The organism is Bradyrhizobium sp. 132, assembly GCF_023074185.1.
Taxonomy (GTDB): Bacteria; Pseudomonadota; Alphaproteobacteria; order Rhizobiales; family Xanthobacteraceae; genus Bradyrhizobium.
Genome location: NZ_JADPKY010000132.1, coordinates 189,383 through 210,807, shown reverse-complemented (window position 1 = coordinate 210,807; position 21,425 = coordinate 189,383). Strand labels below are relative to the sequence as shown.

Below are 21,425 nucleotides of genomic sequence, written 5' to 3'. Positions count from 1 at the left end.
TCTTGGGTCGTCGATCAGCTGCCGGACGCCGCGCGGTCGATGAACAGGCTGCCTTTGGTGACGACCTGCTCGCCGGGCTTCAGATTGCTGGTGACCTCGACGAGGTTGCCATTAATGAGCCCGATCTTGATCTCACGCAGCTCGACCGACTTGTCCTCGCGTGCAACCCAGAGGCGGACCTTGTCGGCTTCATAGATCAAGGCCTGCTTCGGTACCGCCGGCGCGGCGCGGTCGCCGGCCGAATAGATCGTGACGTTGGCGAACATCTCCGGCTTGAGTAGGCCGTCCTTGTTGTCGATGGTGGCGCGGACCAGCAGACGGCGGGTGTTGGCGTCGATCGCGGCGGCGACGTAGTTGATTTTCGCAGTCAGCGGACGACCCGGCAGCGCCATCACGTTGACGGTGATGTCCTGCCCGATGCACACGGCAGCCGCGTCACTCTCGCGCACGAAGGCGGTGAGCCAGACCGTGGAGAGATCGCCGACGACGAACACCGGATCGCTGGCGCCGGAATTGACGTACTGGCCGGGACCGATCTTACGCTGCACGACCGTGCCCGCGATCGGCGAATGGATCGTGACTTCCGGATTGATGACGCCCTTGTCCTGGAACGTCTTGATGGTCTCGTCGGTGAAGCCGAGGATGCGCAGCTTGTTGCGCGCGGCCTCCAGCGCCGTCGCCGAGGAGCGCATGTCGTTCTGCGCCTGAACCTGGGTCGCTTCAGCCTGCTGATAGTCCTTCAGCGGGATGGCATGCCCCTCGTAGAGGTCCTTGGCGCGCTTGAACTGGATGTCGGCAAGATCGATCGCCGACTTCGCCTTGTTCTGCGAAGTCATCGCCGCGATGAAATCGTTCTGGGCCTGCACGGTGTCGGCGGCTTCGATTGTGAACAGCGGTTGACCTTGCTTCAGCATCTCGCCCGGTTTGGCGAGCAGCTTGGTCACCCGCCCCGCATAGGGCGAGAACACCGGCGTCGAACGGTCCTCGTCGACCGCGACCTTGCCCTCGGTGACATATTCGGCCCGGAAGGTCTTGGCCTTGACCGGCTCGATCGTCAGCGTCGCCCATTCCGACGGCGTCGGTGTGAAGTTCTGCGCATTCCTGCGCGACTGGCTGGAGATCTCGGAGTGGCTCTTGTCCTTGGCTCCCGCATAGAGGAAGCCGTAGGCCCCGGCACCGGCAAGAGCTAGTAAAACTACGGATGTGATCACCCGCTGTTTTGTAAGCACCTGCAATCGCTTGGTATTTCCAACTACCATGGGGCCCGGTCATGTCTGCGATGATACCGGCGGATGCCTGCCTCATCGGTCGCGCTAATAGTGCCGAATTGTGATTTCAAACAACCTAAAAAACGCGGCGCGCCTTTCGGTTTGCGTTAAAATTCTGCAACGCGTCAGGTCCAAGTAAGCTCGGTGTCAGTTTCGTGCCGGCCATTGTGCCGGATGACTGCCAAGCGGCATCGCCGGACGGCTCCATTGCGCGGGCGTCTTCGACAGCAGTGCTGAATGACGCACCGCCTTCAACGTGCCGAAACCAGATGGCATGCTCTCGATGAATGCAGCATGTACGGCCTCGCCCAAAATATCCGGGGTGTTCAGGCCGCCTTCGAGCCGTCCGAGATTCCACAGCCAGCGCCCGGTCTGCGCCAGCGACACGCGCACGTGCCAGCTACCGCCTTCGCGGGCCTGGCGCGCCCTAGCCATCATCGCGCCGAACGCCATCAGATAACCGGTGGCGTGATCGAGCATCTGTGCCGGCAATTCCTTCGGCCCGTCGAGGCCGGCGGCCTGTCCCTCGGCATGGTTGAAGCCGGTCGTGGTCTGCACCAGCGAATCGAAGCCGCGCCGCTCTGCCCAGGGACCGGAATGGCCATAGGCCGACAGCGTCACGTAGACGATGCCGGGATTGATTTTCGCTGCGTCCTCCGGCGTAAAGCCGAGAGCCGCAAGCGCGCGCGGGCGATAGCCTTGCGAGAAGATGTCTGCGTCCTTCAACAGCGCGCGCATCTGCGCCCTGCCCGTCTCGCTCTTCAACTCGATGAAGGTGGTGAGCTTGCCGCGGCCGGTGTCGATGGTGAGCCACGGGATGGCCGGCAGCTCGGGGCCTGATACGAGCAGAACATCCGCGCCGTGCGCGGCGAGCGTGCGGCCGGCCACGGGGCCCGCGATGACGCGGGAGAGGTCGAGCACGCGTAGGCCTGCGAGCGGACGATCGCCGTTCGACTGTCCTTGCGGCCACGGCTTTGGCGGAGCCTCGCCGATCTTCTCGATCGAGACCAGCGGCAATTCGGCGAGCGCGCGGGCCTGCGGCAGCGCCGACCATTCGTCGTAGGAGCGCATGAGGGCAACGACGCCGCCCGCAGCATAGGCCGCAGTTTCAAAATCCTCGCCCTTCCATTGCATCAGCGCGGCCTGCACCTTCTCGCGTTCGGGTTCGCAGCCGAGCACCTTGCAGACGGCGTCGCGATGATGCGGGAAATTGGTGTGACAGCGAACGAAGCGGTTGTCGCCGGTCCTGTAGACGCCGGCAATGGCGTCCCAGGCGGGTGGCGGCGGCTTGTCGTCGACGCGTAAATAGCGCTCGGAGCGGCATTCGGCGACAGCGTGGCGCATGTCGATGGTGACATCCTGCACCTCGCCGCTGCGCAATCTCCAGATTTCGGCGGCGGCGAGGCCGGCGGCGGCGATCGTGGTTTGTCCAGCGACGGCGACGCGAAACGAGGACGGGATTTGCGGCTCCTCGCCGGTCAGCCGCACGCGTTCGAGCGCGGCCATATCGCCGCCGACGGAGATCCAGATATCCCTGAGAATGTTGGCGGGGCTTTGCATAGCCGCTTCTCTCCCTTTAGTTTTGCGAACTTCTCACTATCCCGGAAGGAAATGCAATGGCCGCCATCGATCCCCTCACCGCAGGCGCCGTGTTCATCGCAACGGCCGCCACCGACGCGGTCTATGTCATGTTCACCTCGGCCGTGATCGCGCGCAAGCGCGTGCCCGCGGCGAACTGGAGCGCGGTCTGGTACATGCTCTCCTCCTACGCCGTGATCAGCTACACCGAAAACGCTTTCTATGTGGCTTTCGCGGCGATCGGCTCCTGGGCCGGCGCCTACGTTTCGCTGACATACCTGCACCGGCCGCCCGGCGGCCCGCCGGTGGGGGCGGCACCGGAGTGAGGGCCCGCCTCTCTCCAATTCGTCATTGCGAGGAGCCCTTGCGACGAAGCAATCCAGACTGTTTCCGCGGATGCATTTCTGGATTGCTTCGCTGCGCTCGCAATGACGAATTGGAGAGTTCGGCATATCCTCCGAAACAGCTACAATACCCTGCATCAACAAGAAGGAGCCAAACAATGGATCTCGGTCTCAAAGGCAAGAACGCCATCGTGCTCGGCGGCACCCGCGGCATCGGGCGGGCGATTGCGGCGACGCTGGCCGGTGAAGGCAGCAATGTCGCGGTGTGTGCACGCAAGGCCGATCAGGTTGCCGCCACCGTTACGGAGTTGAAGGCCAGCGGTATCCGCGCGACCGGGGGCCCCGTCGACGTCACTGACGGCGCGGCACTGAAATCCTGGATCGAGAATGCTGCAAAGGAGCTTGGCGGCATCGACATGCTGTTCTCTAACGCGGGGGCGATGGCGCAAGGCCATGATGCCGCATCGTGGGAGCAGAATTTTCGGCTCGACCTGCTCGGCGCCGTCCATGCGTTCGACGCCGCGCGGCCGTTTCTCGAGGCCGGCGGTGAGAAGAGTGGCGACGCCGCCTTCGTCATCATCTCCTCGATCTCAGCGGCACAGGCCGATCTCGCCAGCTCCTACGGCCCGATCAAGGCGGCACTGATCCACATGGCCAAGGGGCTGGCGCGGCAATACGCAAAGAAGAAGATCCGCGTCAACGTGGTCTCGCCCGGCACCGTCTACTTCAAGGGCGGCGTCTGGAACATGATCGAACAGAACATGCCAAAACGCTACGAAGATGCGATGAGCCGCAATCCGACCGGCCGCATGGCGACCCCGCAGGAAATCGCGAGCGCGGCGGTGTTCTTGGCAAGCCCGGTGTCGGCGTTCACCACAGGCTCCAATCTGGTGGTGGACGGCGCGATTTCGAACCGGGTGAATTTTTAGCAGTTCCTCATCCTGAAGAGCCGCGCTTACGCGGCGTCTCGAAGGATGAAGGCCCCGCTGGTGGCCACGTGCTTCGAGACGGCCGCTGGGCGGCCTCCTCAGCATGAGGGAGATCGATTTTTCACAACCTCAGTGAAAATCCCGCGACGGCGGCAGGATGCGGACGTTACGGGGGTGGCGGATTTTTTGCGCGGGCGCATCCGCATGGGCGCGGGGATCGTCGTTGAGCGGCTCGATCAGGGCGGCGCCTGCCGGCACCGGGTGCTTGCGGCTCAGGGCGTCGTTGGCGAGGCCGACCAGATCGTGCGAACGGTCGATCATGCGCTGGGCGATAAGGTGCGTCACCTTTTCGGGGCTGCTCTGGATGTAGCCCTCGACCAGGATGAGGCGCGCACCCATCACCTCTTTGCGGTACTGCTCCATGATCTTGGGCCATACCACGACATTGGCGATGCCGGTTTCGTCCTCCAGCGTCATGAACACGACGCCGCTGGCGCTGCCCGGCCGTTGCCGTACCAGGACGACGCCGGCACAGCGCACGCGGCGCCGCTCGTTGTCATGATTGATGTCCTTGCAGGCGACGATGCGCTCGAGCGTAAACATCTCGCGCAAGAATTCCATCGGATGGCCTTTGAGTGAAAGGCGAATGGTCTGGTAGTCCGCGACCACCTGTTCGGCGCGCGGCATCACCGGCAACGGCTTGGCGTGCTCGTCCGGCTGCTCGCGTGCGGTGGCCGCTTCGAACAGCGGCAGCGGCACATCGTCGGGCAGACGCCGCACCTGCCACAGCGCCTCGCGGCGGTCGAGCCCGAGCGAGCGGAACGCGTCGGCATCGGCGAGCAGGATCAGCGCGCGCTTGGGCAGTCCGGTGTCGCGGGCGAAGTCTTCCAGTGAGGTAAAGGGCCGGCGGTTGCGGGCGGCGACGATGCGGTCGGCCCAGTCTTCCTGGCTGACGTATTCCTTGCCCTGCCGCTCTGCCTGTTGTTTTTTGAGTGCGTCCTCATCCGGATCGAGCCAGTGAAAGCCGTCGATCTGGCGGAAACCGAGACGGACAGCACAATACTTGCCCTCTGTATTTTCCAGCGTGTTTTGTGCGGAACTATGAGACACGTCGATGTCGCGCACCTCGACGCCGTTCTTGCGGGCGTCGCTGACGATCTGCGCTGGGGCGTAAAAGCCCATCGGCTGCGAGTTCAGGAGACTGCAGCAGAACGCATCGGGATGATGAAGCTTCAGCCATGAAGAGACGTAGACAAGCTGCGCAAAGCTCGCCGCGTGACTTTCCGGGAAACCATAGGAGCCAAACCCCTTGATCTGCTCGAAGCAGTTTTTTGCAAATTGCGGATCGTAACCTCTGCGAATCATGTTGCCGATCATTTTCTCTTCGAAATTGCCGATGGTACCAACGTTGCGAAACGTCGCCATGGCACGACGCAATCCGTTCGCCTCTTCCGGGGTAAATTCTGCGGCCACGATCGCAATTCGCATGGCCTGCTCCTGGAAAAGAGGAACACCAAGCGTCTTGTACAGAACGTCTCGAAGCTCATCTTTATTGCCATCCTTAGGGTAGGGATATTCGATATCCTCGGGCCGCATTTTCCGCCGCCGCAGATACGGATGCACCATGTCGCCCTGGATCGGTCCCGGCCGCACGATCGCGACTTCGATGACGAGATCGTAGAAGGTCTGTGGCTTCAGGCGCGGCAGCATGTTCATCTGTGCGCGGCTCTCGACCTGGAAGACGCCAAGCGATTCCCCGAGGCACAGCATGTCGTAGACCTTGGGATCGTCCTGCGGGACGCTCGCCAGAACCCAGTGCTCACCCTTGTGCTGGTCGATCAGATCAAAACACTTGCGGATGCAGGTCAGCATGCCCAGCGCGAGCACGTCGACCTTCATCATGCTGAGCGCGTCGACATCGTCCTTGTCCCATTCGATGAAGGTCCGATCGTCCATCGCGGCGTTGCCGATCGGCACATAGGTGTCGAGCCGGTCTTGCGTGAGCACATAGCCGCCAACATGCTGGGACAGATGGCGCGGAAATTCGATCAGCTCGGTCGCGAGCTCGACCGCGAGGTTGATCATGGAGTTTTGCGGATCGAGGCCGGCCTGCCTGACCTGCATGTCGTTGAGGCCCTTGCCCCAGCTGCCCCAGACGGTGTCGGCGAGTGCGGCGGTGACGTCCTCGGTCAGGCCCAGCGCCTTGCCGACGTCGCGGATGGCGCTGCGGGGGCGATAGTGAATGACGGTGGCGATGATCGCGGCGCGGTGGCGGCCGTAACGGCGATAGACATATTGCATCACCTCCTCGCGCCGCGAATGCTCGAAATCGACGTCGATATCGGGCGGCTCCAGCCGCTCCTTGGAGATGAAGCGCTCGAACAGCAGATCGACCTTGGTCGGGTCGACCGAGGTGATGCCGAGCACGTAGCAGACCGCCGAATTCGCCGCCGATCCCCGCCCCTGGCACAAAATGTTCTGGCTGCGCGCGTAATGCACGATGTCGTGGACGGTGAGGAAGTAATGCGCGTATTTCAGCTCGGCGATCAGCGCGAGCTCTTTCTTCAGGGTGGCGCGCAGCTTGTCGTCGATCTTACCATCGAAATATTTGTCGACACCCGCCCAGGTCATATCTTCCAGATGCCCTTGCGCGGACTTCCCCGGCGGCACCGGCTCGTCCGGATACTGGTATTTGAGCTGGTCGAGCGAGAAGGTGATCTTGTCCGCAAAGCGCATGGTCTCCGCGATAGCCTCAGGGAAATCGCGGAACAGCCGCGCCATCTCCCTGGGTGTCTTCAGAAACCGCTCTGCATTGGCTTCCAGCCTCCGGCCGATCGCCTCGATCGTGGTTTTTTCCCGGATGCAGGTCAGCACGTCCTGGAGAGGACGGCGGCCGGCATCGTGATAGAGCACCTCGTTGGTCGCAAGCAGCGGCACTTTTGCTTTTGCGGCGAGATCATCGAGCTGCGCGAGGCGGCGCCGGTCGTCGCCGCGATAGATCAGGCTCGCCGCCAGCCACACGCCCTCGGCGCGGCTCGCCTTCAGCTTGGCGAGAATGTCCTGCGCTTGCGCCACATCGAAGCGATGCGGCAGCGTCAGGATCAGCAGCTGACCTTCGGAAAACGCAAGCAGATCGGCGAAGGTGAGATGGCACTCGCCCTTCTCGATCCGCGTGATGTCGTCGCCGCGCTTGCCCCTGGTGAGAAGCTGGCACAGCCGGCCATAGGCGGCGCGGTCGCACGGATAGACCAGAATATCGGGCGTACCGTCGATGAAGACGATGCGCGTGCCGATCAGAAGCTTCGGCTTGTGCAGCACCTTGTCATTGTCGAGTTCCTTGTAGGCGCGCACCACACCGGCCAGCGTGTTGTGATCGGCGATGCCGATCACGGGAATGCCGAGGATGCTGGCCTGGTGCACATAGGCGCGCGGGTCCGAGCCGCCGCGCAGGAAGGAGAAATTCGTGGTGATGCCGATCTCGGCATAAGCTGGTGTATTCATGCGAAGAGACCGTGCACATACCAACCGGGAGGAGCGGGCTTGCCGTCGTCATCGAAGCACTCCCCCTCGTAAAGACCGTCGCGAAAGATCCAGAAGCGCAGGCCCTCGGCATCCTCGATACGGAAATAGTCCCGCGTCAGTTGCTTGCCGTCCTGCCGCCACCATTCCATGGCGATGCGTTCGGGCCCTTCGACCCGCACCACCGCATGCTGCGCGCGGCGCCAGGTGAATTGATGCGGCGGGCCGTCGGGCACGGTCGCGAACGGAACCACGACCGGCTCGGGCTTGTCGAACAGTCGCAAGGGACGCAGCGGCGGCTCACTCTCGGTGCGCGCTGGCCATTCGGCCTGCATGGCCACGGCGAGATGGTGCTGCGCGGGTGCGGCCAGCACCGCACATTCGGGGATATGCGTGTCCTGCGGCAGGTGCACGACGACGCGCTTTCCGCCGATGCGCGCGGCGATGCGGTCGATCAGCGCGGCAAGCTCGTCATTGTCGTGGACATGGGCGTCGAGATCGCGCTGCTCCTGCACCACGATCTCGGTGCGGCTCGCCGACAGCCGCACCATGTCAAAGCCGAAGCCGGGATCGAGGGGATCGGCGAGCGCATCGAGGCGCTCGCGGAACAATCGGTCGACGACGGCGCTTCGCGTTACGGGACGTCCGGTCTCGACCATGATCGCGCGGACCGCGCCGTCGGTGCGGAAGAAGGCTGCTTCCAGGCGGCGCGCGCCCTTGCCTTGCTTCTCCATCGCCGCGATCAGCGTGTCGGCGAGCCGCGACAGCGTCATCGCGATCATGGTGTCGGTGGCGATCGGCTCGGCAAAGCGTTTTTCCACGATGTAGTCGGGCGGCGGCTTTCGCGGGCTGATCGGCGCATCGCCCTGCCCCAGCGCATGCGCGAGCAGCGTGGAGAACCGCGCACCGAACCGCGCCGTGATTTCATGTGGCTCGCGGGAGGCGACATCGCCGATCGTCTTCAGGCCGGCGCGACGCAAGCCCGTGGTGATGGCCTCGCCCGCACCAAGCGCGGACACCGGAAACCGGCTGATCGCCGCCGCCTCCCTGCCATCGGCGACGATGGTGCCCGTGACCTGGCGCGTCAGCGTGCGTGCGCAAACCGAGGTGCCGGCGATCGCCGCGCTGACGGCAAAGCCCTGGCGATCGAGGGCACGGACGAGGGTCTGCAACAACGCAGTCTCACCGCCGAACAGATGCGCACAGCCGGTGATGTCCAGAAACAGCCCGTGCGGCGGATCGAGCGCCACCAGCGGCGTGAAACGATCGCACCAGTCGGCGATGTCGCTGAGCGTCTTCGCATCGGTCACGACATCGGCGTCGAACACCTTTAAATCCGGACACATCGCCCGGGCATTGGCCAGGGGCTGGCCGATATACAGACCGAGGCGTTCGGCGGCCTCGTCCAGCGCATGGATCACCAGCGCGCTGTTGTCCTTGGCAACGACGATGCTGGGCTCGTTATTCTTATGCAGTCCGGCGTTGCCAAAGAACCGCTGGATCTGGTCGATGGGCAGGCGCGGCAGCCACAGGCTGAGGATACGCCGGCGGTTCAGAGAACTGGCACTCATCACATTTCCATTCCATGATCCACCGGCCGCACGGGCCATGACGATTGCGCAGGAGTTCGGCATCGAAGCGCGGCGCGCCCCAGGCACTCCACACCGGCCCCGGCGGCGAATGCGCCGCGCGCAGCATCCATCGTGTCTCCGCGGTCGATGGCAAAGGTTGCGCGGCCATCCGCAGCAACAGGCCAGTCACGCCTGAAGATTGCGCGGCCAGCGTCAGCTTGCGGCTCGCCACGAGATCGAACTGCCTGGTTTCGCCCCAGAGCTCGAGCACGACCGCACCCAGCGCATCGCAGGCGAGCGCATCGGCCGAGGTGCGCAGCGCGCTCTCCACATCGGCGGCGCGCACCATCACCATGCGGCGCGGATCGAGACCGATCTCGGCGAGCCCGCTCATCGACAGCGCGCCGGTTTCAATGTCTGAAAAATCCTGCCGCACCCATAGCAGCGGTTTGCGCGCCGTCACGCGCCCCGCAAGTCCCGTGACAAAGCCCGTCGCGGCCGCGCCCTGACGTCCTTCGCAAAACACCTCGTGGATCGCCGCGCGCGCGAGTCCGCCCTTCAACGCGCCGTCGGCCGCGCCGTGACCAAGCGCGACGCGATCGCGCTGATGCACGACCTCCGCCGTCTCGATGCGCTCGATCTGGCCGCGCAAGGTCGCAAGCGCGCTTGTTCGTGCGGTGGCGCATGATCCGCCAAAGTGTGAGCGGTTTGGCGACAAGATCATGCGCCCTCTTAAAAAGAAGAGCGCGATCGGACGCAAAACCGGCGACCACTTTTGCTGATCGCGCTCTGCATGCTCGCCGCTCCTTCAGGGATGATTGCCGGTGCTCTCAAAAGAGAACCAACGGCTGGCTCAATTGTTCATGGTATGTTCTAATATAAAGCTAACGGCGCCCCAGGAGTCAATCGAATTGGGACTCTTCGGGATTCATGAGCAGAATCAAAGGGATTCACACATGGACGTGCAACGCAAACTGGAGATTCTGGCAGACGCCGCCAAGTACGACGCGTCCTGCGCCTCCAGCGGCACCGAAAGGCGGGATTCCAGCGACGGCAAGGGCATGGGCTCGACCGCGCCCGGCATGGGCATCTGCCATTCCTATGCCCCGGACGGCCGCTGCATCTCGCTGCTCAAGGTGCTGCTGACCAACGCTTGCAATTACGATTGCCTCTATTGCGTCAACCGCGCCTCCTCCAACGTGCCGCGCGCCCGCTTCACCGTCGACGAGGTGGTCAAGCTGACGCTCGACTTCTACCGGCGCAATTACATCGAGGGGCTGTTTCTCTCCTCCGGCATCATCCGCAGCCCCGACTACACCATGGAGCAAGTGGTGAGCGTCGCGCGAAAACTGCGCGAGCAGCATCACTTCCGCGGCTACATCCATCTCAAGACAATCCCGGAGGCCGACGATGCATTGATCTCCGAGGCCGGCAAATATGCCGATCGTCTTTCCATCAACATCGAGATGCCGGAAGAGGCGAGCCTGCAGCAATTCGCGCCCGAGAAAGACGTGCGCGCGATCCGCCGCACCATGGGCCGGCTGCGGCTGAAGCTGGACGAGGCCGAGGAAAACCGTAGCGCGAAAACGAAAGCCAGGCCGCAGCGCTTCGCGCCGGCAGGCCAAAGCACGCAGATGATCGTCGGCGCCGACGCGGCCTCCGACCACACAATTCTCCACACCAGCGCCAATCTCTACGGCTCATACAGGCTGAGGCGCATCTACTATTCCGCGTTCAGCCCGATCCCCGACGCCAGCCGCGCGCTGCCTCTGCGCGCGCCGCCCTTGCTGCGCGAGCACCGACTCTACCAGGCCGACTGGCTGATGCGGTTCTACGGCTTCGATGTCGGCGAGATCGTCGACGACAGCGCGATGCTGCCGCTCGACATCGATCCAAAACTCGCCTGGGCGCTGCGCCACCGCGACCGCTTCCCGCTCGACGTCAACCGCGCCAGCCGCGAGGAATTGTTGCGCGTGCCGGGCTTCGGCACCAAGACGGTCGAGCGCATCATCGCGACGCGGCGCACGACCACCATCCGCGTCTCCGATCTCGCACGGCTGCATGTGCCCCGCAACAAGGCGCTGCCGTTCATCGTCCTCAGCGATCACCGGCCCACGCCGCATCGCCTCGACGAGGCACGGCTGATCGAACGGTTCAAGCCGAAGGCAACGCAACTGGGGTTTGGCTTCTGATGCAGTACATCACCCTCGACACCGAAACCGATTTCGACGGCTGGCGCAAAGCCGCGCGTGCGCTCGTGCTTCATCAGGTGAAGCCGGCCGATATCACCTGGGCCGTGCAGGGCGGCGAAGCGGAGCTGTTCGCGCCGCCCTCGCCGTCTCGGCTGCCGGAGGCCGGCAATGGCACCTTCAACGTGTCAGCAAAATTCGTAGAACTCGCCAAGGCCGCGATCCTCCATCGCGACGGCGAGCGTTTTTCGATCCTCTATCGCCTGCTGTTTCGGCTGAAGGGCAATCACGACCTCATCGAGGTCGCGACCGATGCAGATGTCGCGCAAGTCACGGCCATGGCAAAGGCGGTCTATCGCGACGAGCACAAGATGCACGCCTTCGTGCGCTTTCGTGAGATCGGCCGGGAACGCGAAGCACACTACGTCGCCTGGTTCGAGCCGGAGCATCATATCGTCGAGCTCGCCGCGCCGTTCTTCGCCAAACGTTTTGCCGACATGCCATGGTCGATCCTGACGCCGGATCTCTGCGCACATTGGGACGGCCACGCGCTCTCGTTCACGTCTGGCGTCAGCAAGCGCGAGGCGCCGGGCGAAGATCGGCTGGAGGAAACCTGGCGGCGTTACTACGCCAGCATCTTCAATCCGGCCCGCCTCAAGGTGAAGGCGATGCAGGCCGAGATGCCGAAGAAATACTGGAGGAACCTGCCCGAGGCTTCGATCATTAAGCCTCTGATCGAGGACGCCGAACGCATGACCGGCGCCATGATCGCCAATGCCGCAACCGATCCACACAAGCCTCAGAAGCGACCGGAGGCTCCGATGAAACGTAAGTCCGCCACCGACGATCTCGAAGCGCTCCGCGAGGAGGCTGCGCATTGCCGCGCCTGCCCGCTCTACAAGGACGCGACGCAGACCGTATTCGGCGAAGGCCCGAAGTCCGCCAATATCATGCTGGTCGGCGAGCAACCCGGCGACAAGGAAGATCTCGCCGGCCATCCCTTCGTTGGTCCGGCCGGCCAGATGCTGGACCGGGCACTGGCGGAAGCCGGCGTCGACCGCAAGAAGGTCTATGTCACCAACGCGGTGAAACACTTCAAATTCGTGCCGCGCGGCAAAATCCGCCTGCATCAAAAGCCGAATACGCCGGAGATAAAGGCCTGCCGGCAGTGGTATGAGCGGGAAGTCTCCGTAATCCAGCCCGATCTCATCGTTGCGATGGGCGCCACTGCCGCGCAGAGCGTGTTCGGCAAGATCACCCCGATCGGCAAGACCCGCGGCCGGCTGATCGACCTTCCCGACGGTCACAAGGCCCTGGTGACAGTGCACCCGTCCTATCTGCTGCGGTTGCCCGATCCGGAAGCCAAGGTGCTGGAATATCAGCGCTTTGTCGAAGATCTGAAAATCGCCGCCAGTCTGCAGAAGAAAGCGGCGCGCGCCGCCTAAATACAGGCGGGAAAACGGCTTTCAAGCCCTGGTTGTCATCCAGCCTTCAAATCCATCGGGGACAATAGCCCTTACAGAGCTAAGGGGCGTCCAGACATGACCGATGTTGCAGTCGACCACGCGGTAGCCGATCCCGCGCCGATCTAGCCGGCCTCGCGGCCAAATCTCGACAAGGGCTTCAATCCGCTGACGATGATCCTGTTCTTCGGCATTCTTGCCGTGGGCCTGCTCTATGTGGCCTACAGCATTTATTCCGATGTCGATGCGACCGGTACCCGGGTCACGAGCTATCTGCCCTATATCCTCCTTATCGTTGCGCTCCTGATCGCGCTCGGCTTCGAATTCGTCAACGGTTTCCACGACACCGCCAACGCGGTTGCGACCGTGATCTACACCCACTCGCTGCCGGCGGAATTCGCGGTGATGTGGTCCGGCCTGTTCAACTTCCTCGGCGTGCTGACGTCGACCGGAGCAGTCGCGTTCGGCATCGTCTCGCTGCTGCCGGTGGAGCTGATCCTGCAGGTCGGCTCGAGCGCCGGTTTCGCGATGGTGTTCGCGCTGCTGATCGCCGCGATCCTTTGGAACCTCAGCACCTGGTATTTCGGCCTGCCGGCCTCCTCCTCGCACACGCTGATCGGGTCGATCATCGGCGTCGGCGTGGCGAACGCGCTGATGCGCGGCCGCGACGGCACCTCGGGCGTGGACTGGGGCAAGGCCACGGAGATCGGCTATGCGCTCCTGCTGTCGCCGCTGGTCGGCTTCGTCTGCGCCGCAAGCCTGCTGCTGCTGCTCAAGGTGATCATCAAGAACCCGGCGCTCTATGCCGCCCCTGAGGGCAACAAAGCCCCGCCGATCTGGATTCGCGGCCTGCTGATCCTGACCTGCACCGGCGTCAGCTTCGCCCATGGTTCGAACGACGGACAGAAGGGCATGGGCCTGATCATGCTGATCCTGATCGGCACTGTGCCGACCGCCTATGCGCTCAACCGCGCATTGCCGGAATCGCAGGTCGCCCAGTTCGCGAAGGTCTCGGATGCCGCCTCCAAGGTGGTTGCGGCCAAGGGCGCCGGTCATGCCATCATCGGCGACCCCCGTCCTGTGGTGACGCAGTACGTCACCTCGCATCACATCAGCGAAGGCACCTACCCTTTGCTGTCAGTGCTGGTGAAGGATGTCGGCGATCAGGTTGCGAAATACGGCTCGCTGAACAAGGTGCCGGCGGAAGTCGTCGGCAACACCCGCAACGACATGTACCTGACCTCGGAAGCGATCCGCTTCCTGATGAAGGACAAGGAAAACGACCTCAACAAGGACGAGGTCGCAACCTTGAACGCCTACAAGGGCGGGCTCGACAACGCGACCAAGTTCATCCCGACCTGGGTGAAGGTTGCAGTTGCGATCGCGCTCGGCCTCGGCACCATGATCGGCTGGAAGCGCATCGTCGTCACCGTCGGCGAGAAGATCGGCAAGACCCACCTGACCTACGCGCAGGGCGCCTCTGCCGAGCTGGTCGCCGCCGCCACGATCGGCGCCGCCGACATGTTCGGCCTGCCGGTCTCGACGACCCACGTGCTGTCGTCCGGCGTCGCCGGCAGCATGGCCGCGAACGGTTCGGGTCTCCAGGTCGCCACCATCAGGAACATGCTGATGGCATGGGTGCTGACCCTGCCCGTCGCCATCCTGTTGTCGGGCACGCTGTACGTGATCTTCTCGCGGATCTTCTGAAGCCGGTCGCGTCACTCAACGACAAAGGGCCCGTGCGATGCACGGGCCCTTTTCATTTGTGCTTTCGGCTTGACCTCACGCTCGGCCCTACGATGCCGCGAGCGATTCCTCGACCAGCTTGACCCAGTACGACGTGCCGTAAACGATCGCCTCGTCGTCGAAATTGTAGGCGGGGTGATGCAGGCCGGCGCTGTCGCCGTTGCCGCAGAAGATGAAGGCGCCGGGGCGCGCTTCCAGCATATAGGCGAAATCCTCGCCGCCCATCAGCGGCGACATCTCGTGCACGTTGGCCTCGCCCGCGACCTGCCCGGCGATGCGACGCGCAATCTCGGTCTCCGCGACGTGGTTGTTCACCACGGGATAATTGCGCTTGTAGTGCAGATCGATCTTGGCACCGGTGATCTGAGCGACGCCCGCGACCACCTCGTGCACGCGCTTCTCGACCAGCTTGCGCACCTCCGGCGACAGCGTGCGGATGGTACCCCTCAATGTCGCGGTTTGCGGAATGACGTTGCGGGCGTTGCCGGCGTGAAACTCGCAGATCGAGATCACGGCCGATTCCAGCGGATCGACGCTGCGCGCGACGATCGACTGCAAGGCGGTGATCACCTGCGCGCCGACCAGAACGGAATCGACGCATTTGTGCGGCCGCGCGGCATGGCCGCCGAGGCCCTCGATCATGATATCGACCTCGTCGGTCGCCGCCATGATCGGACCCGGCCGGATCGCGAACGAGCCGATCGGAATGCCCGGGCCATTGTGCATGCCGTAGACCTGCTCGATGCCGAAGCGCTCCATCATTCCGTCCTTGACCATGGCCAGGCCGCCGGCGCCGCCTTCCTCGGCCGGCTGGAAGATCACCACCGCCTCACCGGCAAAATTGCGGGTCTCGGCGAGATAGCGCGCAGCACCGAGCAGCATCGCGGTGTGGCCGTCATGGCCGCAGGCGTGCATCTTGCCGGGAGTCTTCGAAGCGTAACGCAGGTTGGTCTGTTCCTCGACCGGCAGCGCGTCCATGTCGGCACGCAGGCCGATGGTCTTGAGGCCCTCGCCGGCCGGCTTGCTGCCCTTGATCACGCCGACCACGCCGGTCTGTCCGACGCCGGTCACGACCTCATCGCAGCCGAATTCGCGCAGGCGATCCGCGACGAATGCTGCGGTGCGGTGGACGTCATACAGCAGCTCAGGATGCTCGTGGATGTCCCGGCGCCAGGCCTGAATATCGGGTTGAAGGTCGGCGACGCGGTTCACGATGGGCATGGAGGCTCTCAAGCTTTGTTGAAAATACAGGACTGTCTACCATGCAAGCACCAGTCCACCCAACTGCCGGGGATCGGGGTCTAGCCTGTCCGCTCGGCATGGCCGGGCTTGTCCCGATCCGCCGTCTCTGCGTATTAGGACGGCACGTTGCATGACCATCCGGGTGGAAGCAGAATGCCAAGGCGGCTCGAAGGTGAGTTTGACTATATTGTCGTTGGGGCCGGCACGGCGGGCTGCATCGTCGCCAACCGGCTGTCGGCCGTGCCAGGCAATCGCGTCCTCATCCTCGAAGCCGGCGGCGACGACAACTGGATCTGGTTCCACATTCCGGTCGGCTATCTCTTCGCGATCGGCAATCCACGCTCGGACTGGATGTTCAAGACCGAGGCCGAGCCCGGCCTGAACGGCCGCGCGCTCGCCTATCCCCGCGGCAAGGTGATCGGCGGCTCCTCGGCGATCAACGCCATGATCTCGATGCGCGGACAGGCCGCCGATTACGATCACTGGCGCCAGCTCGGCCTGACCGGCTGGGGTTATGACGACGTGCTGCCGCTGTTCAGGCGGCTCGAGGATCATTTCCTCGGCGCGAGCGAGCACCACGGCGCCGGGGGCGGCTGGCGCATCGAGGCGCCGCGGCTGTCGTGGGACGTTCTCGACGCCGTCGGCGACGCCGCCGAGGAGATGGGCATCAAGCGCATTCCCGATTTCAACACCGGCGACAACGAAGGCACCAGCTATTTCCACGTCAACCAGAAGCGCGGCCGGCGCTGGTCGTCGGCACGCGGCTTCCTCAAGCCGGCGCTGAACCGCCCGAACTTGCGGCTCGAGAAGCACGTGCTGGTCGACCGTCTGATCATCGAGCAGGGCCGCGCCGTCGGCGTGCGCTTCGTCCAGAACGGCGAAATCATCGAGGCGCGTGCGAAACGCGAGGTGATCCTTTCGGCCGGCGCGATCGGCTCGGTGCAGGTGCTGCATCGCTCCGGCATCGGGCCCGCCGACTGGCTATCCCCGCTCGGCATCGACATCGTGATGGACAAGCCCGGCATCGGTCGCAATCTCCAGGATCATCTCCAGCAGCGCGCGATCTACAAGGTTGAGGGCGTGCGCACGCTGAACGAGACCTATTACAATCTGGTCCGTCGCGGCCTGATGGGCCTCGACTACGCCTTCCGCCGCCGCGGCCCGCTGACCATGGCGCCGTCGCAGCTCGGCATCTTCACACGCTCCGATGCGACGCGCGCGCGCGCCAACATCCAGTTCCATGTGCAGCCGCTGTCGCTCGACAAATTCGGCGATCCGCTGCACCGCTTCCCCGCGATCACGGTGAGCGCCTGCAATCTCCAGCCGACCTCGCGCGGCACCGTACGTCTCCGCGCGGCGGCGCCGGACGAGAAGCCGATCATCGCGCCGAATTATCTGTCAACGGACGACGACCGCCGAGTCGGCGCCGACGCCATCCGCACCACCCGCCGCCTCATGCAGCAGAAGGCGCTGGCAAAATACCGCCCGAGCGAATATCTGCCCGGTCCCTCCGTCGGTGACGACGACGCCTCGCTTGCGAAGGCCGCAGGCGACATCGGCACCACCATCTTCCATCCCGTCGGCACCGCGAAGATGGGCGCGGTGAATGACCCGATGGCGGTGGTGGACGAGCGCCTGCGCTTTTACGGCCTCGAAGGCTTACGCATCGTCGACGCCTCGATCATGCCGACCATCACGTCGGGGAATACAAATACGCCGACCGCGATGATCGCCGATAAGGGCGCGACGATGATCCTGGAAGATGGCAAGTAGCGCCCTACCATGTTTCAAGCGCACCGCTTTTCGATCGGCCCCGCTGATGCGCAGATCGCCATGCTGCGATGGGGCGAGAGCGGAAGGACGCCTGCGCTTCTGCTTCACGGCACCGGCTTCGTCGCCGACGTCTGGGACGAGGTCGCACGCGATCTCGCCGCGACCTACACGCTCTATGCGCTCGACCGCCGTGGCCATGGCGCGAGCCACAAGCCCGGAGCCTATCATTTTCTGGACTATGCCGAAGATGTCTGCCGGGTGATCGATGCGCTCGGGCTGCGCAACGTCTACGGGATCGGCCACAGCGCAGGTGCGACCGATCTTCTGCTCGCGGCGAAACTCTTGCCCGGACGTTTCGCACGCCTGTTCGTGATGGAGCCAACTGTAATGGATCCGCGCGCTGCGCGCTCCGGAGAATTGAGCGAAGACTCCCTGTCCCGCGTGCAGGGAACACTGCGCCGACGTGCCGAGTTCGACAGTGCCGACGCCGTATTCGAGCGCTACCGCGCCGCGCCGGCGTTTGCGGACTGGACCGAGACTTCGCTTCGGGCCTATGTGCGCCATGGCTTCGCGCCGCTGGCGAACGGCCGGGTGCAGCTCCGCTGCACGCCCGAGATCGAATCGGCGATCCTGCGTCCGATCTACCAGGCGATGGAGCAGGTCTACGTCGGCGATGCGCGCGGCAATCCGTTTACCTCGCTCTCCGCGATCGACTGCCGGGTGCGGGTCACGACCGCCGCGAAGTCGGGACCGATATACAAGGAGATGGCCTCGCGCGCCGTGTCGCTGATTCCGCGGGTCAGCACGCTGACGTTCGACGGTACAGGGCATTGTGTGGCGCAGGAAGCGCCGGCGATCGTGGTGAAGGCCGTGCGCGAATTCGCGACATAGCGTCGTGCCTCGATCGAAACCACCTCACGAAATCGTCATCTCATCCGGGAATAAACCCACCCCTGCCCCAATCACGTCCCCGAAGCCCAATTCCGGGCGAGAGGAGACGCGCGATGAGCGGACACGATCACGGGGACGACGGCTTAAGCCGCCGCAAGGTTCTGGAATGCATGACCTGGGCCGGCACCGGAGTGCTCTGGACCATCACGGGCGGCGTGCCGCGCTCGCTCGGCATCATTGATTCCGCGCAAGCCGCGACCGCGGCCGCGCCCGGCATGACCTTCCTCCAGATCAGCGACAGCCATGTCGGCTTCGACAAGCCGGCCAATCCCAACGCGCTCGGCACGCTGGAGGAAGCCATCAACAAGATCAACGCGATGCCGGTCAAGCCGTCCTTCATGATCCATACCGGCGACATTACTCATTTGTCGAAGGCCGCCGAATTCGACAACGCCGATCGCATCATCTCGCAGAGCAAGCTGGACGTGCACTACGTGCCCGGCGAGCATGACTTCCTCGACGAGGAGGTAAAGTTCTATCGCGAGCGCTACGGCCGCGGCACCAAGGGGGCGGGCTGGTATTCGTTCGACGCCGGCGGCGTGCACTTCATCGGCCTCGTCAACGTCGTCGATCTCAAGGCCGGCGGCCTCGGCAATCTCGGCGCCGATCAGCTCGCCTGGCTCGAGGACGACCTGCGCGGCAAGTCGAAATCGACGCCGATCGTGCTGTTTGCCCACATCCCGCTCTGGACCGTCTATCCGGAATGGGGCTGGGGCACGGAGGACGGCGGCCGCGCGCTGGAATACGTCAAGAGTTTCGGCTCCGTCACCGTGCTGAACGGCCACATCCATCAAGTGATGCAGAAGGTCGAGGGCAACGTCACCTTCCATACCGCGCGCTCGACTGCGTTCCCGCAGCCGGCGCCGGGGGCAGCTCCGTCGCCCGGACCGATGAAGGTCGAGGACGCAAAGCTGCGCGCCATGCTCGGCGTTGCCAGCGTCAACTTCAAGCAGAACGAGCAGCGGCTCGCGATCATCGACACGCCGCTCCAAGGTTGAGCAGAGCTGAACGGAAGCTGACAATGAAGACACTCAATCGCCGCGACTTCGCTGTCGACCTCGGTCTCGCTTTGGCCGCGGCTATCCTCTTGCCCGCAACAACCGCCCGTGCCGACGACATGGAAGTGCATATCGACAATTTCGTTTTCCAGCCGGCCGAGCTCAAGATCAAGGTCGGCACCACGGTGACCTGGTCCAACCGGGACGACATCCCCCACACCGTGGTGTCGGCCGGCAAGTTCAGGTCCAAGACCCTGGACACCGACGACAAGTTCTCCTTCACCTTCACCAACGCGGGCGACTACAAATATTTTTGTTCGTTGCACCCGCACATGACGGGGATGATCAAGGTTGAGTAACATCTCGAACCAAGGCATCAACGTCTTGCCCGGCCGGTGGTCCCACGCCGGCCGGGCTCGTGTGCCCTCGGTCACACACGCCGACCAAACGAATGTGGACGAAACGAAGCAACGCGCAGAACAAGAGGCAAAGCGAGGAGCGATGCCCGCCAACGACGATTTGCAGAAGGCGCAGCGCTTCCGCGAGGCAGCGCTGCCTCATCTCGACGACGTCTACACACTCGCACGCTATCTGCTGCGCGACGCCTCCGATGCCGAGGACGCGGTGCAGGAGTGCTATCTGCGCGCGCTGAAGCATTTCGACAGCTATCGCGGGCCGGCGATGAAGCCCTGGCTGTTTGCGATCCTGCGTAACGTCTGCAACGCCGAATATGGACGGCGCGCGCACAGACACAGCGCGATCGAGGATACGCCCGGCGCCGCCGAGCAGACGCCGATCTGGCAAGAGACCGAGGCGAGCCCGGAGACGGAAGTGCTGCGCAGCCGCGACGCCGGCGCGATCCGCAAGCTGATCGACGCCCTCGCCGAACCGTTCAAGGAAACCTTCGTGCTGCGCGAGATCAGCAACCTGTCCTATCGTGAAATCGCCGAGGCCGTCGGCGCACCCGTCGGCACCGTGATGTCCCGCCTCGCACGCGCCCGCGCCATGCTGCGCGCGGCATGGATGGCGGAAGAGGAGCACTCGAAATGAACTGCGACGAAGCAAAAATGCTGCTTCACGCGCTGCTCGACAACGAGCTCGATGCGGGCCATGCACGCGAGGCCGAAGCCCATATCGCAAGCTGCCCGGCCTGCGCCGCCGAGCTTGCCTCACAACGGGAAATGCAGCGCGTGCTCGCTGACACCAATTTGCGCTACACCGCGCCGACGAGTTTGCGCATCCGGATCGAGGCTTCGCTGCCGCAGCCGCAGCGCCAACAACCGAGCCGCCGCTCCGTGCTGCGCGGCTTTGCAATGGGTTCGGCGGTCTCTGCGCTCGCCGCCTCCGGCGTCGTCGCCGTGGTGCTGCGCCAGGACGACCAGCAGCGCATCCTGTCGGAGGTCGTCTCCGCGCATCTGCGCTCGCTCCAGGCCGGCCACCTCATCGACGTGGTCTCGACCGACCAGCACACCGTGAAGCCGTGGTTCAACGGCAAGCTCGACGTCGCCCCGCCCGTGATCGACCTCACCGCGCAGGGTTTTACGCTGGTCGGCGGCAGGCTCGATTATATCGACGCACGTGCCATCGGCGCGGTCGTCTACAAGCGCCGGCAGCACGTGGTCAATTTGTTCGTGGCGCAGACCTCAAGCACCGAACATCGTCCGCCGAAGACCCAGACCATGCAGGGTTTCAACTGCCGCCGCTGGGGCGAGCGGGGCCTGAATTTCTGGGCCGTCAGCGATATCGGCGCCGACGAGCTCGCCGAGTTCGTCGACAAGTTCGAGGCGGCGATGAAGGCGAATGTGGAGGGGTAACCCTGGAGTCGTATCAGAAATTGATACAAATCCCTTGCGC

17 protein-coding genes are annotated in these 21,425 nt (G+C 64.0%); 11 read left to right on the top strand and 6 right to left on the bottom strand.

What is annotated here, in order from left to right:
* Positions 1–14 precede the first annotated feature (14 nt).
* Positions 15–1,259 carry an efflux RND transporter periplasmic adaptor subunit gene (locus tag IVA74_RS28925; RefSeq protein ID WP_247349875.1) on the bottom strand — a complete coding sequence of 415 codons (1,245 nt, stop codon included), beginning with the start codon at positions 1,257–1,259 and terminating at the stop codon, positions 15–17.
* Positions 1,260–1,415: 156 nt separating this feature from the next.
* The gene (locus tag IVA74_RS28920) at positions 1,416–2,828 is read right to left on the bottom strand and encodes a CoA transferase (RefSeq protein ID WP_247349874.1); all 1,413 of its coding nucleotides are present in this window, start codon (positions 2,826–2,828) and stop codon (positions 1,416–1,418) included.
* Between the two features lie 56 nt (positions 2,829–2,884).
* Between IVA74_RS28920 and IVA74_RS28915 the strand changes: the two genes are divergently transcribed.
* Both IVA74_RS28915 and IVA74_RS28910 read left to right on the top strand, forming a co-directional pair.
* Positions 2,885–3,172 (top strand): hypothetical protein, encoded by a 288-nt coding sequence (locus tag IVA74_RS28915; protein WP_247349873.1) that lies wholly within the window; start codon positions 2,885–2,887, stop codon positions 3,170–3,172.
* A 176-nt stretch (positions 3,173–3,348) separates the two neighbouring features.
* Positions 3,349–4,119, top strand: a complete 771-nt coding sequence (locus IVA74_RS28910) for an SDR family oxidoreductase (RefSeq protein WP_247349872.1) — start codon at positions 3,349–3,351, stop codon at positions 4,117–4,119.
* Positions 4,120–4,248: 129 nt separating this feature from the next.
* On the opposite strand, the gene IVA74_RS28905 is transcribed toward IVA74_RS28910, so the two are convergent.
* Genes IVA74_RS28905 through IVA74_RS28895 form a run of 3 tightly spaced genes read right to left on the bottom strand, consistent with a single transcriptional unit; the run spans position 4,249 to position 9,933 of the window.
* Complete coding sequence (locus IVA74_RS28905) at positions 4,249–7,620, bottom strand: error-prone DNA polymerase (RefSeq protein ID WP_247349871.1); 3,372 nt, start codon at positions 7,618–7,620, stop codon at positions 4,249–4,251.
* Positions 7,617–9,209 carry a DNA polymerase Y family protein gene (locus IVA74_RS28900; protein WP_247349870.1) on the bottom strand — a complete coding sequence of 531 codons (1,593 nt, stop codon included), beginning with the start codon at positions 9,207–9,209 and terminating at the stop codon, positions 7,617–7,619. The genes IVA74_RS28905 and IVA74_RS28900 overlap by 4 nt, the downstream gene beginning before the upstream one ends.
* A complete protein-coding gene (locus tag IVA74_RS28895) occupies positions 9,106–9,933 on the bottom strand; it encodes a DNA repair protein (RefSeq protein ID WP_247349869.1) in 828 nt (275 codons plus the stop codon). Before IVA74_RS28895 ends, IVA74_RS28900 begins: the two co-directional genes overlap by 104 nt.
* A gap of 232 nt (positions 9,934–10,165) precedes the next feature.
* Here IVA74_RS28895 and IVA74_RS28890 point away from each other — a divergent pair, with 232 nt between their 5' ends.
* The 3 genes from IVA74_RS28890 to IVA74_RS28880 all read left to right on the top strand — a co-directional run bounded on the left by IVA74_RS28890 (position 10,166) and on the right by IVA74_RS28880 (position 14,568).
* Positions 10,166–11,401 carry a putative DNA modification/repair radical SAM protein gene (locus IVA74_RS28890; RefSeq protein ID WP_247349868.1) on the top strand — a complete coding sequence of 412 codons (1,236 nt, stop codon included), beginning with the start codon at positions 10,166–10,168 and terminating at the stop codon, positions 11,399–11,401.
* Positions 11,401–12,843, top strand: a complete 1,443-nt coding sequence (locus tag IVA74_RS28885; RefSeq protein ID WP_247349866.1) for a UdgX family uracil-DNA binding protein — start codon at positions 11,401–11,403, stop codon at positions 12,841–12,843. Before IVA74_RS28890 ends, IVA74_RS28885 begins: the two co-directional genes overlap by 1 nt.
* Before the next feature lie 192 nt (positions 12,844–13,035).
* Positions 13,036–14,568, top strand: coding sequence for an inorganic phosphate transporter (locus IVA74_RS28880; protein ID WP_247349865.1), 1,533 nt, complete (start codon positions 13,036–13,038; stop codon positions 14,566–14,568).
* An 87-nt stretch (positions 14,569–14,655) separates the two neighbouring features.
* Here the strand turns inward: IVA74_RS28880 and IVA74_RS28875 are convergent, their stop codons facing one another.
* Complete coding sequence (locus tag IVA74_RS28875; protein WP_247349864.1) at positions 14,656–15,828, bottom strand: M20 aminoacylase family protein; 1,173 nt, start codon at positions 15,826–15,828, stop codon at positions 14,656–14,658.
* Positions 15,829–16,002: 174 nt separating this feature from the next.
* Here IVA74_RS28875 and IVA74_RS28870 point away from each other — a divergent pair, with 174 nt between their 5' ends.
* The 6 genes from IVA74_RS28870 to IVA74_RS28845 all read left to right on the top strand — a co-directional run bounded on the left by IVA74_RS28870 (position 16,003) and on the right by IVA74_RS28845 (position 21,385).
* A complete protein-coding gene (locus IVA74_RS28870; protein ID WP_247349863.1) occupies positions 16,003–17,622 on the top strand; it encodes a GMC family oxidoreductase N-terminal domain-containing protein in 1,620 nt (539 codons plus the stop codon).
* A 9-nt stretch (positions 17,623–17,631) separates the two neighbouring features.
* A complete protein-coding gene (locus IVA74_RS28865; protein ID WP_247349862.1) occupies positions 17,632–18,513 on the top strand; it encodes an alpha/beta hydrolase in 882 nt (293 codons plus the stop codon).
* A 113-nt stretch (positions 18,514–18,626) separates the two neighbouring features.
* On the top strand, positions 18,627–19,571 hold the full coding sequence (locus tag IVA74_RS28860) for a metallophosphoesterase (protein ID WP_247349861.1): 945 nt from the start codon (positions 18,627–18,629) through the stop codon (positions 19,569–19,571).
* Positions 19,572–19,594: 23 nt separating this feature from the next.
* The gene (locus IVA74_RS28855; protein ID WP_247349860.1) at positions 19,595–19,930 is read left to right on the top strand and encodes a cupredoxin family copper-binding protein; all 336 of its coding nucleotides are present in this window, start codon (positions 19,595–19,597) and stop codon (positions 19,928–19,930) included.
* Positions 19,931–20,072: 142 nt separating this feature from the next.
* Positions 20,073–20,621 carry a sigma-70 family RNA polymerase sigma factor gene (locus IVA74_RS28850; RefSeq protein WP_247349859.1) on the top strand — a complete coding sequence of 183 codons (549 nt, stop codon included), beginning with the start codon at positions 20,073–20,075 and terminating at the stop codon, positions 20,619–20,621.
* On the top strand, positions 20,618–21,385 hold the full coding sequence (locus IVA74_RS28845; protein ID WP_247349858.1) for an anti-sigma factor: 768 nt from the start codon (positions 20,618–20,620) through the stop codon (positions 21,383–21,385). The genes IVA74_RS28850 and IVA74_RS28845 overlap by 4 nt, the downstream gene beginning before the upstream one ends.
* Positions 21,386–21,425: the final 40 nt, after the last annotated feature.

Coding starts and splice junctions, on each gene's coding strand:
- IVA74_RS28910 (WP_247349872.1), top strand. CDS start 3,349: ATGGATCTCGGTCTCAAAGGCAAGAACGCCATCGTGCTCGGCGGCACC.
- IVA74_RS28900 (WP_247349870.1), bottom strand. CDS start 9,209: ATGAGTGCCAGTTCTCTGAACCGCCGGCGTATCCTCAGCCTGTGGCTG.
- IVA74_RS28865 (WP_247349862.1), top strand. CDS start 17,632: ATGTTTCAAGCGCACCGCTTTTCGATCGGCCCCGCTGATGCGCAGATC.
- IVA74_RS28905 (WP_247349871.1), bottom strand. CDS start 7,620: ATGAATACACCAGCTTATGCCGAGATCGGCATCACCACGAATTTCTCC.
- IVA74_RS28925 (WP_247349875.1), bottom strand. CDS start 1,259: ATGGTAGTTGGAAATACCAAGCGATTGCAGGTGCTTACAAAACAGCGG.
- IVA74_RS28850 (WP_247349859.1), top strand. CDS start 20,073: ATGCCCGCCAACGACGATTTGCAGAAGGCGCAGCGCTTCCGCGAGGCA.
- IVA74_RS28875 (WP_247349864.1), bottom strand. CDS start 15,828: ATGCCCATCGTGAACCGCGTCGCCGACCTTCAACCCGATATTCAGGCC.
- IVA74_RS28855 (WP_247349860.1), top strand. CDS start 19,595: ATGAAGACACTCAATCGCCGCGACTTCGCTGTCGACCTCGGTCTCGCT.
- IVA74_RS28890 (WP_247349868.1), top strand. CDS start 10,166: ATGGACGTGCAACGCAAACTGGAGATTCTGGCAGACGCCGCCAAGTAC.
- IVA74_RS28880 (WP_247349865.1), top strand. CDS start 13,036: ATGATCCTGTTCTTCGGCATTCTTGCCGTGGGCCTGCTCTATGTGGCC.
- IVA74_RS28860 (WP_247349861.1), top strand. CDS start 18,627: ATGAGCGGACACGATCACGGGGACGACGGCTTAAGCCGCCGCAAGGTT.
- IVA74_RS28915 (WP_247349873.1), top strand. CDS start 2,885: ATGGCCGCCATCGATCCCCTCACCGCAGGCGCCGTGTTCATCGCAACG.
- IVA74_RS28895 (WP_247349869.1), bottom strand. CDS start 9,933: ATGATCTTGTCGCCAAACCGCTCACACTTTGGCGGATCATGCGCCACC.
- IVA74_RS28920 (WP_247349874.1), bottom strand. CDS start 2,828: ATGCAAAGCCCCGCCAACATTCTCAGGGATATCTGGATCTCCGTCGGC.
- IVA74_RS28870 (WP_247349863.1), top strand. CDS start 16,003: ATGCCAAGGCGGCTCGAAGGTGAGTTTGACTATATTGTCGTTGGGGCC.
- IVA74_RS28845 (WP_247349858.1), top strand. CDS start 20,618: ATGAACTGCGACGAAGCAAAAATGCTGCTTCACGCGCTGCTCGACAAC.
- IVA74_RS28885 (WP_247349866.1), top strand. CDS start 11,401: ATGCAGTACATCACCCTCGACACCGAAACCGATTTCGACGGCTGGCGC.